Annotated in this window: 12 protein-coding genes; 3 read left to right on the top strand and 9 right to left on the bottom strand. The window is 48.4% G+C overall.

From position 1 onward, the window contains the following. Nucleotides 1-8 precede the first annotated feature (8 nt). Together H6F91_RS22075 and H6F91_RS22070 are read right to left on the bottom strand one after the other, a co-directional pair. Nucleotides 9-1109 (bottom strand): response regulator, encoded by a 1101-nt coding sequence (locus tag H6F91_RS22075; protein WP_242035919.1) that lies wholly within the window; start codon nucleotides 1107-1109, stop codon nucleotides 9-11. 151 nt (nucleotides 1110-1260) lie between these two features. Then, nucleotides 1261-4245 (bottom strand): chemotaxis protein CheB, encoded by a 2985-nt coding sequence (locus tag H6F91_RS22070; RefSeq protein WP_190789475.1) that lies wholly within the window; start codon nucleotides 4243-4245, stop codon nucleotides 1261-1263. Between the two features lie 424 nt (nucleotides 4246-4669). On the opposite strand from H6F91_RS22070, the gene H6F91_RS22065 reads away from it, so the two are divergent. Further along, complete coding sequence (locus H6F91_RS22065; protein WP_190770263.1) at nucleotides 4670-5707, top strand: chemotaxis protein CheB; 1038 nt, start codon at nucleotides 4670-4672, stop codon at nucleotides 5705-5707. Between the two features lie 155 nt (nucleotides 5708-5862). Here the strand turns inward: H6F91_RS22065 and H6F91_RS22060 are convergent, their stop codons facing one another. Continuing rightward, nucleotides 5863-6453 carry a hypothetical protein gene (locus tag H6F91_RS22060; RefSeq protein WP_190770264.1) on the bottom strand — a complete coding sequence of 197 codons (591 nt, stop codon included), beginning with the start codon at nucleotides 6451-6453 and terminating at the stop codon, nucleotides 5863-5865. 445 nt (nucleotides 6454-6898) lie between these two features. Here H6F91_RS22060 and H6F91_RS22055 point away from each other — a divergent pair, with 445 nt between their 5' ends. Continuing rightward, the gene (locus H6F91_RS22055; RefSeq protein WP_190770265.1) at nucleotides 6899-7819 is read left to right on the top strand and encodes a protein-glutamate O-methyltransferase CheR; all 921 of its coding nucleotides are present in this window, start codon (nucleotides 6899-6901) and stop codon (nucleotides 7817-7819) included. Here the strand turns inward: H6F91_RS22055 and H6F91_RS22050 are convergent. Together H6F91_RS22050 and H6F91_RS27615 are read right to left on the bottom strand one after the other, a co-directional pair. Beyond that, nucleotides 7783-8001 carry a response regulator gene (locus H6F91_RS22050; protein WP_206754960.1) on the bottom strand — a complete coding sequence of 73 codons (219 nt, stop codon included), beginning with the start codon at nucleotides 7999-8001 and terminating at the stop codon, nucleotides 7783-7785. The genes H6F91_RS22055 and H6F91_RS22050 overlap by 37 nt on opposite strands. Before the next feature lie 458 nt (nucleotides 8002-8459). Next, nucleotides 8460-9572 carry a HAMP domain-containing sensor histidine kinase gene (locus tag H6F91_RS27615; protein ID WP_199307986.1) on the bottom strand — a complete coding sequence of 371 codons (1113 nt, stop codon included), beginning with the start codon at nucleotides 9570-9572 and terminating at the stop codon, nucleotides 8460-8462. A 152-nt stretch (nucleotides 9573-9724) separates the two neighbouring features. Here H6F91_RS27615 and H6F91_RS22040 point away from each other — a divergent pair, with 152 nt between their 5' ends. Next, nucleotides 9725-10051, top strand: a complete 327-nt coding sequence (locus H6F91_RS22040) for an IS66 family transposase zinc-finger binding domain-containing protein (RefSeq protein ID WP_190770267.1) — start codon at nucleotides 9725-9727, stop codon at nucleotides 10049-10051. A gap of 500 nt (nucleotides 10052-10551) precedes the next feature. Here the strand turns inward: H6F91_RS22040 and H6F91_RS22035 are convergent, their stop codons facing one another. The 4 genes from H6F91_RS22035 to H6F91_RS22020 form a co-directional block, all read right to left on the bottom strand. Further along, nucleotides 10552-10764, bottom strand: a complete 213-nt coding sequence (locus H6F91_RS22035) for a hypothetical protein (RefSeq protein WP_190770268.1) — start codon at nucleotides 10762-10764, stop codon at nucleotides 10552-10554. Nucleotides 10765-10845: 81 nt separating this feature from the next. Then, entirely contained in the window at nucleotides 10846-11067 is a 222-nt protein-coding gene (locus H6F91_RS22030; protein WP_171575679.1) for a Nif11-like leader peptide family natural product precursor, read from the bottom strand. Nucleotides 11068-11878: 811 nt separating this feature from the next. Then, entirely contained in the window at nucleotides 11879-12328 is a 450-nt protein-coding gene (locus tag H6F91_RS22025; RefSeq protein WP_190770269.1) for a cupin domain-containing protein, read from the bottom strand. Between the two features lie 49 nt (nucleotides 12329-12377). After that, the gene (locus tag H6F91_RS22020; protein WP_190770270.1) at nucleotides 12378-12779 is read right to left on the bottom strand and encodes a nuclear transport factor 2 family protein; all 402 of its coding nucleotides are present in this window, start codon (nucleotides 12777-12779) and stop codon (nucleotides 12378-12380) included. Nucleotides 12780-13497: the final 718 nt, after the last annotated feature.

Genomic DNA, 13497 nt, shown 5'->3' with positions numbered 1-13497 from the left:
TTCTAAGGTTAGTCCAACGCGTCATGCCCCAGACTAGAAGCCTCTCTAGCCAATTGAGCCACTAGCTCGACCCACTCACTCGGTTGAGCCAGTTTGTGGAGATGAGCCTCAAAGCCAGCCTTAATCACCTTTTCCCGATCTTCTTCTAGATAGGCCGTCATCGCAGCCGCAGGAATGTGTCTTCCCATCTGTCCTTCTAACGCTCGGATCTGCCGAATTAGGCTGTAGCCATCCCTCTCGGGCATCCGAATGTCGCTCAGCAACACATCGGGGCGGAACTGCTCTAACGCCTCCAAGGCGGCAGCGACACTCGAAACCGTTTTCACCCCAATACCGTGTGCCTCAAAGACCGCGGTCACAAACTCACGGATATCTGCCTCATCTTCTACCACAAGTACCCGCAACCCATCAAGGGATTGAGGCAATGGCAGTGCAGGAGGTGAGGGTTGAGGCGTGAGGGTTGCAGGTTGCATCAACGCTCCAGGCTCTAATGGAGCATTCTCTGGCTGGGAGCGGCTCAAGTCGTACACCGCAATCCGGATCTCGATTTGTCTGTCAGAATGAGGCACATCCGGCTTTGTAGAGGCATCAAGGGTCGCAATATGCCATTCACTGGCGAAGGGTTGTCTCCCTCGCGGGCACACGGTCATGTGCCAAATTTGGCGATCGCTCTCATAAGGAAGCTGGCTTAAATGGTTGCGAAAGGCTGAACGATCGCCCTCTGCCACATACAGCATCAACGGTTTCCCGGCGAGATAGGGCTGGGGCACGTTTAAGAGGTGGGCGATCGCTCCATTCGCTTCTAAAATCACCCCTTTGGCATCGGAAACAAGGTAGGCGATCGGCGCAGACTGAAATAGATCGCGGTAATGGTTATACGCTGTGGCGATCCGCTGATTTTGTTGGGAGAGATCTTCCTGAGTAATTTCGGCTATTTCTAAGCAGGTTTGCATCTGCTCATAGCTCACTTGCAGATCTTCAAGGACGGCTTCGATTTCATCCCAACCTGCAATATTTTTCGGTTGCAGAGTCATCAGCCATTGACGAATCATCTGAAAATGCTGCTCAGTCTGGTCATTGCTCATCGAGCTTGCCTTTGATAGTGCCATCTGCTAGGGATCTATCCGACATTCTCGTTAAGAGTTTTGCCTCTGAGCGATCGTTAAATCTCAGCAAAAGGAGAGGTTTTTCTAAGTCTAACTAAAGCGGAACTAAAGGGATTAGGAACTTTGACTATTAAGTTTCCGCTTCTAACTGACTTTACTCTGTGATGTCTTCGATCGCCAGCAAAATCATCTGAGCATTGTTACTCATCGACATTTTGCGAGCCTTGAGTCGCATGACTTTATGCCCGATATGGTCAAACTGATGCTCAACCCGAAAATCTTGAAACGGGGTACTGCTGGTAATAATCTCTTCGAGTTGCGATCGCAGTTGGGGAATATTCCACTGTCCGTTACCCAGTTCAAAAATTGAATGCTCCTCGGTTTGCACCATTGAAACCTGAAATTTTTCATAGAACGAATGATTGGCGGTGATCACTTGCAAGTCGCCATTTAACACAATCAGCGGTTCCCAGACCGTTTCAACGATCGCATCCGCATAGTTTCTCGCTTCTATCAACTGAGCATTACTGCGTTTGAGGTCGTCAATGTCAATCAATACCAGCACTGCCCCATCAATTTTGTTGTCTACGGTGCGATAGGGGCGAATTCGCAGATGATACCAGCGTCCGTCTCGGTCCTGGATCTCCTGAGTTTTTAAGTTGAGCGTCCGAATCACCTCTAAAATTTGCTGCTCCAGGTTGGGCACGTTTAGCTTGTGAGTGATGTCGCTCAGGGGTCGCCCAATGTCGGTTGAGATCAGGTTAAAGATCCCTTCCATTGCGGGGGTAAATTGCCGAATTTGCAGATCCGACCCCAGCATCAAGATCGGAATATGAATGCTGTTGAGCAAATTCTGTAAATCATTGCTGATTTGAGTGGCTTCTTGCGTGCGGCGGCGCAGTTCATCATTGACGGTGTTCAGTTCTTCATTTGCCGCCTGGATTTCTTCTTTTGCCGTTTCCAGTTCCTCATTCGTGCTTTGCAATTCTTCATTGCTTGACAAAATTTCTTCATTGGCCGCCCGCAAATCTTGATTGGTGGCTTGCTGCTCCTCAATGATCGATTGCAGATGTTCGCGGGTCATCGTCAGTTCTTGCTTGAGCCGATCGATCTCCTGCACATCAGGGGTCTTGCGTTTAGTAGAGGGGCTGCCATCGCCGGGTGCAGCGGTTAACTCCAGCGTTGTAGCACTTTCAAACAGCACTAAAAAGCACGACTGGTTCTGCCCCACCTGAAGCGGTGTGACATTGATCGTAATCGATCGAATGCGATCGGATTCTCGCACCTGTAAGCCGTCTCGTTTAACGGGCAACTTCTGCTGTTTTGCCTGATACATCGCCGACTCTAACTCTCGCCGCAATTCTCCTTTGGTCATTCTCAGCAAATTTAAGCTGGCACGACCGGGAATCGGCTCCAGATAAGGGCTGGTCTTGCCGCGAAATTGCAGAATCTCCAGGTTGCTATCCACCACCACCCCAGCAGGAGCGTATTCATTCAACACAATGCGATCGGCTTCTCGTTGCAACTCCAGATCGTTAGGGAGATGCTCAGGTTCCAGCGTTTGAGGCTCCATGATGGTTGAAGGATACGAACTGGCAGTCAGATCCAGGTTGGGGCGAGCCGTTGTGAGTTTTTTGGCGTAAATTTTGTTCTTTTTGTCACACAACGCAAACAGGTCTGTAAAATCCCCCACCGTTTCTGAGGTGCCGACCATGAGAAAGCCTGTGGGCTTCAAGCCATAATGCAGAATGGGCAAGAGCTTTTTCTGCAAAGGATTGCCCAGATAAATCAACACATTGCGACAGCTAATTAAGTCCAGCCGCGAAAAGGGCGGATCACTGATCAGGTTTTGTCGGGCAAAGACACACACCTCGCGCACCGCCTTACTGACCTGGTAGCCCCCCTCCACCTGGGCAAAAAACCGATAGAGCCGTTGGGGGGAAACATTGGCAACCTGGCTAACGGTGTAGATGCCGCTACGGGCATGTTCGATCGCTGTCTCACTGATATCCGTGGCATAAATTTGGATCGGCACACGGGGCTGCTGATCCGCGAGAAACTCCAGCAGACAGATGGCGATCGAGTACGCTTCTTCCCCGGTGGAACAGCCCGCTACCCAGATCCGAATCGGATTACCGGGCGATCGCTCTTTCAAAATGGCAGGAAAAACCAGATTTTTTAAAGCATCAAAGCTTTCCGGGTCACGAAAGAAACTGGTGACATGAATCAAGCAATCTTGATAGAGCGCGATCACCTCTGGCGGGTTGCTCTGAAGATAACGAGCGTAATCCTCCAGACTCTCTAGCCTGTACAGCACCATCCGGCGCTGAATGCGGCGACCTAAGGTGGTTTGTTTGTAGTGGGTAAAGTCAACGCCCGTTGCCTTTCGCAGCAAACTAAAGATCACCGTGAGAGAATTCTCATTCTCGGCTGGGATGGCTTCTAATTCAAGAGGCGGGGGGGTTTGAGTGATGTAAGGGTGCAGACTGATTTCTGCCAGTTTCGCAGCAATTTGATCGGGCGGTAAAACGAAGTCTACCTGACCTGTGGCGATCGCCGTATTGGGCATACTACCGACCTGTGCCGTATTCTCACATTGAGCAAAGGTGACACCCCCAGCCCCTTTGATGGCTTGAATGCCCCGAGTCCCATCCGAATCGCCCCCCGATAGAATAACGCCGATCGCCTTGTTGCCCCGCTCCTCTGCCAGGGAGAGCAAAAACATATCGACCGACATAAATACGCCATTTGCCTTTGAACGAGGCTCTAGTCTTAAGACCCCTTGCGCGATCGTCATCGAAAAATTGGGCGGAATCACATACACCTGATTGGGAGCTACCACCATGCCGTCCTGCACTTCCTGCACGGGCATTTGGGTCGCTCTCGCCAGAATCGCACTCAACGCGCTTTCAGGATGGGCAGGCATATGTTGAATCAGGACAAAGGCCATGCCCGTATCGGTTGACAAATGATTCAGCAATTGGGTGAACGCTTCCAAACCTCCAGCCGAAGCTCCAATTCCCACCACCGGAAATAACTTAGAAGGGTTGTCTGTTGGATTGCCACTGCTCTGCGGTGGCTGAGGGGGTTGATCGAAAGCATTGGATGAAGGCTTTTTGGAACCGCGTCTGGGTGGCATGTGTCGTCACTACTATCTTGCAAACGTAAGGGCGATCGCTTACTTATATTGTGACGGAACTGCGGTGACAGAACGAATCTGCTGAGGTGCTGAGAAGATGCCGTCAACCTGGACTTTGCTACCGCATACATTACCTCTAACTTATAGCAATGTGTAAGTGCGCTAGGTACAGAAGGTGGTGTGGGGCGCGACGCGCCACACACCACCTTCTGTACTGAATAAACCTGAATCCCGCTATATAGCAATGTGTAAGTGCGTTAAGTACAGCAACGGTGGTGTGGGGCACGAAGTGTCCCACACCACCGTACTTAATCAACCCGCACAGCGCGATAAACTAACCCTGAGGAAGTATTATCTGCTGAAAGAGTATGTTAGCTTCTGAGTCTAGGCGTTGCCCGAAACTCACGATGAGCAGGAGCGTTGCGTGCCAAAGCCAGACATTATCGTCATCGGTGCATCAGCTGGAGGACTCAGAGCCTTTGAAACGCTGATTTCTCAACTGCTCTCTAACTTTCCTGCGGCAATCTTCATCGTTTGGCATATCTCTCCAGACAACCCAAGCCTGTTACCCCAAATTTTGGCGCGGCTCACCCCCCTCTCCGTGACGCAAGCCGTTGACCAGGAACCCATTCGCTCGGGTCATATTTATGTCGCTCCCCCCGATCATCATTTGTTGGTGGAGCCAGGGACAGTTCGGCTCTCGCGGGGCCCCAAAGAAAACCGCTTTCGTCCGGCTGTGGATGTTTTGTTTCGCTCGGCTGCCTGGTCGTATGGCACACGAGTCATTGGCATTGTGTTAACGGGCAGTCTGGATGATGGTGCGGCTGGGCTATATGCCATCAAAGAGCGTGGCGGCATTGCAATTGTTCAAGACCCAATCGAAGCCCTGTACCCCTCCATGCCCAGGGCGGCACTGCAAGCAGTAGAAGTCGATTATTGTGTACCGATCAGCCAAATAGGAGCGTTGTTAGGGGATTTAGTAAACAAAGAGATTCCTGAGCAGGAGGAAAGTCCGGTGTCTGAAAAGATGGGTGTTGAAGTGGGTGTGGCGCGAGAAGACAATGGGCTGGAGATGGGCATCATGAGGCTAGGCGATCTGTCTCCCTTTACCTGTCCTGAATGTCACGGCGTACTGTTGCAGTTAAAAGAAGGAAACCTGCTGCGCTTTCGCTGCCATACCGGGCACGCCTATTCGCTCAATTCCCTTTTAGCGGAAGTAACCCAATCCATCGAAGAAACCCTTTGGGATGGCATCCGCACGATCGAAGCTAGTGAGATGTTAATGAAGCATACCGCCAGTCATCTACGTGAGATGAATGAGCCGGAAGCGGCAGACCTGCTATTGAAAAAAGCTGAGGACGCTCAACAACGAGCGAAATTAGTTCGGCAAGCCGTGATGGGCAACGAAGTATTAAGCCAAGACAATTTGGCTGAAAAATTAAAGCTTACAGAAGAAATTTAGGATTCGTAGGGGGCGATCGCCTCGCCTGTGCCAAGCAAAGTATGCTTCACGCCTACTAAGGATCGCGTATTTATTCACCTGTAATTCTTGTTGTGAGAGGGGCGGCAAAGCTGCCCCTCTCACAACAAGAATTACAGGTTATTTTGTTCGTGATCCTAAGCGCGGGGATGCCCTTTTCTCAGGTCAGTATTCCTTGCCCCTAACTGTTTGCAAAGCGCAACTGACTGGCGCAGTGAAGCTCTCAATGCCTGACTACTCGCAAGCACTTCTTTAACAAGGCACTCCTGCTCGGCCAGATCAGCGAATTTTACTAGAGGCTGTTCTACCGATTCTTTTGGCGATCGCTGAGAACTACCTACCAGCATGGGCACCGGGAGGGACGTTTCCTGTGGGGTTGATCGGGAGAGAATTGAAACGTCTCCTGAGACATCTGCTGTAGAAGCCTGTTGACTGAGCTGTTGTTGAAGTTTCTTAATCTGCCGATCGACCTGCGTGATCTGCCGACCTCGGGCGATCGCCGCCTTATAATCCTCCACCTCCTCAGCTCTGAGGTGCTTCAGGGTCTTGCCATTAAACAGCGGTTGACGGCTCCTCACCTGCCAATACTTAGAGTCGGTGTGGGCAGTGCCTCCGGGCTTGACCTGCACTAACCAGCAATGTTGCAAAAACCAGCCTTCCCCGATGATCTTTGCTCGTTGGGTATTGAGGGCATTCAGGGTAGCTTGAAGTTTTTCGGACGAAGACATACTTAATTCGTACGCAAATGACGATCTCAGTCTAAAGATAATATAGATTCGTATCTATTCGCTCTATTCTAGGTTTTACTCACGAATCATAGGCTGATAGCGGCTGACAACGTGACAGAAAAAATTCTCCCCGTGCTGAATGGAGGTATGACATGGAATGTGAAGCCATAGTTTAGCATTCCATGTCATACCTCCATTCAGCACCACAAAGATTCTTAGGAGATTTCTGAGAAACAATATCCCCATTATTTGGGAAAAAGGCGCGGCTTCGCCGCGCCTTTTTCCCAAATAATGGGGAAGTTCTTATCTGGAAATCTCCTTAGAGTTGGATTACTAAAAAAAGGTTAATTTTTTTAACGTAACCCTTTCCAATTCGTACGCAAGCGGTAACCTCAGTCTAAGGCTATATGTGATTCGTACTCAAAGCCTGCGCGAGGAGTGCCATATGTTTGTTCCAAATCACTCCGAGAATAGCTACTTGTACGATACAGAGCCTTCAGGGGGGAAGCGGTTTCAAAACCCCGATGAAGCCAGTCTAGAATTTGAAACCCTGTTGGACTACCTCAAGAACAGCCGAGCGTGCGACTTAACGCACTATAAACGCTCGACGTTGATGCGCCGATTTCGGCATCGAATGCACCGAATTTACATTGATACCTATGAAAACTACCTACAGTGTTTGCAAAGTCATCCAGAAGAACACCTGGCTCTGCTAAATGATGTTCTAATCAACTTTACGGCTTTTTTCCGCGATCGCAATGCCTGGATTTATCTAGCCACCGAAATTATTCCTAAAATTATTGACTGTAAGCCATCCGATGAACCGATTCGCATCTGGAGCGCAGGGTGTGCCACCGGAGCAGAAATTTATAGCCTTTTAATCTTATTGGCAGAAAATTTAGGGGTTGAATTTTGTCAGCAGCGAATTCAGTGTTATGCCACGGATGCCGATCCAGATGCGCTCCAGCAAGCACAGAGCGGTATTTACAATAGTTTAGATACGATTGGGCTTCCTCCCAATCTGTTAGAGAAATACTTCAAGCCAACCGGACAAGATTCAGTTTTCTCCCCAGAGCTTCGTTTCTCTCCCGATCTTGCCCGCCTCGTCACATTTGAGCGGCATGACCTGATGAGGGATAATCCCCTGCCTGCCATTGATTTACTCATCTGCCGTAATGTGTTGATGTATTTTACGCCGGAGGCTCAAAATTTCATCCTCACTCGCTTTCATTCTGTCCTTAATCCCACTGGCTTTCTCTTTTTAGGTCAGACAGAGATGGTACTCCATCAGCGACAGCTTTTCAGATCGGTCAGTTTGAAGCAAAAAATTTATGCGAGAGGGTTAGAGCCAGACTTAGAGAGGTGAAGCTGAAAGCCTGCCTCTAATAACTGTTTGCGGTCTTTTTCTGTAGAGTATGCGGTAGGGGCGATCGCCGGAACCATACCGACTCGATCAGACTCATTCCGCACCTGACGAAGCAACGCATAGCTATGCTGCCCTGGCATCCCCACATTGCTAATCAACACATCAGGCTGCGACTGTTGCATCCCCTGCAAAGCTTCATTGACCAAAGCGGTGGATCAAACCGTGGCTCCAGCCTGCTCTAGCACAACGGTCAACAGGTCGCGATTATCGGCTTCATCATCCCCAGCACATACACATTGCTCAGGCTGTGAGGCTATCTCCTGACACTAAACTCGCAGATTCATTGCCTCTTGAGATATTCGCAGTTCTTCTAGAGAATTACTCAGCTCTGGCAGATCTTGGGGCAACAGTGCTGGAGTGGGAACGAGTCATCATAAGCGTCATCATGCAGGGGGGCACGCACTCGCTCACTTAACGCATTCATTTGCTGACTCAACCACTCAGAGCTCACATTACGCTTTATCCAATCACGCTACTTTTACATTAATTACGAGCCTGTTTGCTGGCGTCTCTCACGGGCTTGATTTTAGCAGGAGATCACAAGAACCAATTTGGTAGAGAACCATTAAGGGAATTACCTCTACGGTTGAATTGTCTCGGTCGAGACGATTGGCAACGTGATGATAAAGCTTGTCCCCTTATCCTCTGAACTTTCAACCTCAATAATTCCTTGATGGGCTTCAATCAAGCTCTTCGACACAAATAAGCCCAAGCCCCATCCTTTTTGCTCTCCAGCAGTCTTGGTACGGCGAAATTGCTGAAAGAGAATGGACTGTGCTTCTGGAGGAATAGGCTGACCTTCGTTATGAATCGTGATGCGGACTGTCGTTGCCGTGTATTGCAGTGTGAGAGTGATTGGCCTATCAGGCGCACCATATTTCACTGCATTCGTGGCGATATTTTCAATTACCCGTTGTAGCTCCTTACGACTACAACGGGTTTCAACTGCGCCATCTGAAAACAGCACAAAGCGTTTTTCATACGCGAAGTTTAAGTCTTCTACAATGTCGCGAATGAGTTGCTCTAAATCGCAATTCTCCAATGACAGACTCAATCCCTGTCCTGCCCGTAACCGACTCGCATCCAGCAAATTTTGAATCATCGTGTCGAGTCGATCGATCGCACCGAGCATTCTAGCGGTGACATCAAAGTACGTATCCCCTGGCTCAAAGCGGCGTAGAACCAGTTGTGTACCCATTTTCATCACATTCAGAGGGTTTTTCAGATCATGGGTCAGTGTCACCATAAACAACTCTTGAATCTCGCTCAACGTTTCTGAGAACTGCGTTGCCGCATCATTGACGGCTTGCTCAATAGACGTGATGATAATGTCTCGTTCCCGTGAGGTTAGGGGTGTTTCTTCTTCTAGCACCTGAAAGATGACCTGGCGGAGAATGTGATACTCCAAGATTAATTGAGTGATTGAGTAATCCGCATATCCTGCTCGTTCGCGTCCATGTTTTCTGCCAATGCGATCGCTTTCCACTTTATCGGCGTTAATTCGAGTCGGTGTGCGTTCAATGGTGGTTGACAGTTCAGTAACGAGGAAGTCCAAGTACTGGGGTAGTGAATTTTGCAAGATCAGCGAGTTGTGATGCAGAGAGGCACTGATTTCATTCCGTGCCCGCTCCTCCCACAAGTGCATGATTCGATCTGCATTTTGCTGAAGCCGCTCAGACGCTGGATGAACCATCAGATCTCCTTTTTAACCCTTACCTCAGTGAAAGTATAGGCAAATTTCATGTTGAGTGTGGTTAGGTTCACCTCAATAAGGGATCATGAGTGTGACTGCGATGAGAGGCAATTAGCCTGAAACCCTTACAGGGAGAAGAATCTTGAGCAGTTATGCAGTGTGAGGGGTGTGGACAAGGACTGCATGATGTTGCGGTCGATTGGGTCTTACGTCAGGTGCATGATTTACCTCCGTTGCGCTTGTGGGTAAGCGAACACCAAGTCGAGGAGAAACGGTGCCCTTGTTGTGGAGTCCTCAATCAAGCCACATTTCCCAGCGAAGTGAACAGCGTGGTGCAGTATGGCAGCGGGATCACAGGGTTGATGGTGTACCTGATGGTAGGACAACTGCTACCTTCGATGCGGGTCTGCGACCTATTGCGGGACGTGGTTGGGTGTGAGCTTTCGGAGGAAACACTGTACAACGCATACCCATTGTGATGAGCAATTGGAATTGGTTGAGCAAGGGCTGAAGGTCGTCATCCAACAAGCTGAGGTGGGGCATTCTGATGAGACAGGTCTGCGGGTGGCAAACTGATGTGAGAAAGCAAGGCATTGATGTGCTAAAGACTCTCCAACACGTCTTTGCTGGAAACCCTGTCCTCCCTGCTCTTTAACCTGAGTAGTTACAAAATAGTTAGTATTACTCCTGCCCAAAACGCCCATATCCAAGAATCTGGGTCGGCTGACTGCTTCTCTAAAGTAGTTTCCTCTTTCTTGCCAGGAGACATAAGTTGACCAAACTAGCTATTTCTTGATCGTAACTTCCCATTTTTCTTTGAATTCCAGAACTTATGACTTTACGAGAAATGAGGTCTAACGTTGCCCATCAACCGCCGCAGGTATCCTCTGCCATAACCGATCAACTTTCGGCGGTCGGTGTGCATGGGCGTTGTTATGCGGTGCGCTCCTCCAACATCTCAAGTCTATGGTTGGCGGCGCTAAGAAATCAACAATTCTGCTAGGGTAATGATGGCGATGCTAATCCTTGAAGTAACCGCGCATAGTGTTCGAGATAAAATTCCTGAGACTTGGCGATCGCCAGAAGTAAAAGCGATGATTCGTGCTAACTTTTTACCAACCAGATTTAATTCGGTTGGTAAAAGAGTCCAATTTTCGCTCAGTTTTTCTTTATCCCAATTTGCTTTGACCATTCACCAAGATTGGTTATCTGTTTCTGTCTTAGTCTATTGGATGGGTTTTGGGTGCGATCTGAGCTTGGGTAGAGCGATCGCTCAATTCCCCCAGTACTCTCCAGGAAGATCCTTTCTTTTAACCGTAACCCTGCCAACTTTCTTACCTGACATTCTCAATAATTCATCACCTGAAAATTCAAAACCAAGCTTTAGTGCTATTTGTGCAACTTCATCTGCTGTTGATGAAGCAAGCACCTCATTTTTAAGTGCAGGTTCAGACTGCATTTTCTTTAAAAATGCCTCGAGTTGATCTAAAGCCATATTTGAAACTCCTATTCTCGCTCTTTGGTGTTGCGAACTTGTGATCAGACTTATATAGCAGTTCTAAATCATTTGTAAAAAATCTAACGACCGAAACCGTTGACCGATAAGCATTTCAGGATTGAAATGGGATCCCAAAATTCATGAACCATTTAGGATTGCTATAATTTATCATCTTAAATGCTCTACGTTAAATATTCATGACCGCAAAATCTTAACCTCCACACTCCCTACTGCATACTGCCCCTTCAAAAGGGCGATCGCAACCAGACAATCTCAACGGACTCAATCGGCGTATCGGTTACGTATAACTACTTATTCAATGGAATCTTTCCGTATAATACTCCAAGAAAATGACTGGAAGCCTTACTCTTTCGTATTTCTTGAGACAAAAAGCCGAAACTTTCGGCTTTTTGTCCTTGATTGTCTCTAGAAGCCTTGATATGGGATAGGGCAGGGATAGATATACAGAAAAATTCCATTGTTCTTCCGTATATGGAAAATCAATGGAATCTTTCCGTATATTGATCTTAAAAACGGCTGAAATACTTGCGTGTACACCCTGGCTATCAGAAAAAGTTCAACTAGCTATAGGTTCCGAACTCGTGAAAGCATAAAAGAGATGACATTGCGATCGCCTTCTCCAATACGTGCTGGAAACAATTCAGAATGCTCAGCGATTTGTCGCTCCAGATAGTCGCTAAATCCAGTGGTATCGGTGACCAACTGCTGGTAGTCAATCCCTTCAGCAGTGGGTAGTTTTATTCCCTTGAGCCATAATGATAACTGTTTTTCCAGAATGTGGGAGTTATTAAACCTGGGTTGATGTGAGGGGCAAATCTCCGGGCATACCCAGAATTTCGTCACCAATTTCGAAAGAAATACGATCGAACAGCCCCATATCCGATGGCTCGTTTTCGTTCTGTGTCCCTGCTGCTTCAATCAGCCGAGCAAAAGCACTGGGTGCAGCAACAATCAACCCACGAGCGGGCTGATCGCCGAGTGCTGCAACAACATGAGGTGTACCAATTGGAATCAGGAAGCTTTCACCCGCCTTTAGCACCATCTTGTTCTCCCCTGCCCAGACGGTGAATTCTCCTTCCAGCACGTAGAGCTGTTCGGAATAGCGAGTGTGGAGATGGGGAGGAGTTTGTGAGCCAGGTGGGAAATAGCCTTCAATCAGGTCATATTTACCTCCAGTTGTGGTGTGATCAGCAACAATAGTGAGGTGAGAACCAAAAAACCAGAATGATTGCGTCATGAAATTACTCCTATTAATAGATAGCTGCCTGAATGCTCACACTTCTGACTTAAACAAAGAAGGCGTTCATGCCATCAACATCCGAGAGAAATGTTTCGATCGCAGCGATTTTGCCCTTCTTGAGCTGACAGACTGTAGCGAGATGCTCGTCGAGTATGCGCTCATCTTGTTGTGCCGTGTTGTGTAGAGACAGCGCTACATTGTTTCGGCTCACCAGAATATGCAGTAGCTCAAACTTCAGCCCATAGTCTGCAATTTTGCGGGCACGATCGACTACTGCGTCGGATCCGTTAGCGGTACCTGAGATCGTGTTGTTTCCCGGTAGTGTCCACTGAGCATCGTCTGTTAGGAGAGCATGGATTGCACTCCAGTCACGAGTAACAAGTGCTGCGTGGAAACGACGAGCGATGTCAAGCTGCGCATTGTGACCAGTTACTTGTGAAATCGTCATAATTTTGTTCCTATTCAAAAATTTCTGGCACTTCTTTTAAATTTGCAGTTTTGGCTGGTTGTTCAATTGAAGTAAAGCGCTGTATGCAGATAGCTTATAAATTCAGCAGAATCAATACCAGGCAAATTAGGAAGTTAAGAAGCCACTTATCCCCAACAGCACCGATAATGAGCTTTGGTCGAATCGGCATCTGTAGAGCGCGTTCGGGATTCAGTAGCCAAATATTGGCTAAAGGGTTACTGCCCGCCAGAGCCACTTGAGGCTGCGAAGCTCCTTCGTATGAGTTAGGTGCCGCAAAGGGGCGAGAGGCGAGAGGCCGGAAACCCGATTAGAAACTTGTAGAGATTTGTTCTTACGGTCAGAGTTCTGGCGAGGCGACACACCACAGTACCAGGTTAAGAGCGCACCTGTATTATGAAGTAATTTTTCTCTATTACGGATATTTTCTACATTGTTGTTAATCATCACAGCAATTCTCATTTTGAAATCAGGCCCGAAAACCGCGCGCCTTTGGCGCGCGGTTTTCGGGCATCAAAGCCAAGAGTTCACGCCCGTAGGGCGTGAACTCTTGGCTTTGATGCCCATACTGAGAATTGCTGTAATCATCATGGTTAGCCAAGCTGCTATTCTCACCTTTGGTACAATGAATAGCGATCGCGCCGCTGCCTTACCGATTAGGGGCAGGGTAAGATACTGAAATTTACTGGAAAAGGGTGCG

This window comes from Leptolyngbya sp. FACHB-8 (assembly GCF_014695575.1).
GTDB lineage: Bacteria > Cyanobacteriota > Cyanobacteriia > Elainellales > Elainellaceae > Vacuolonema.
Note: the sequence above shows the minus strand (reverse complement) of the source record. Positions and strands in the feature narration are given on the sequence as shown.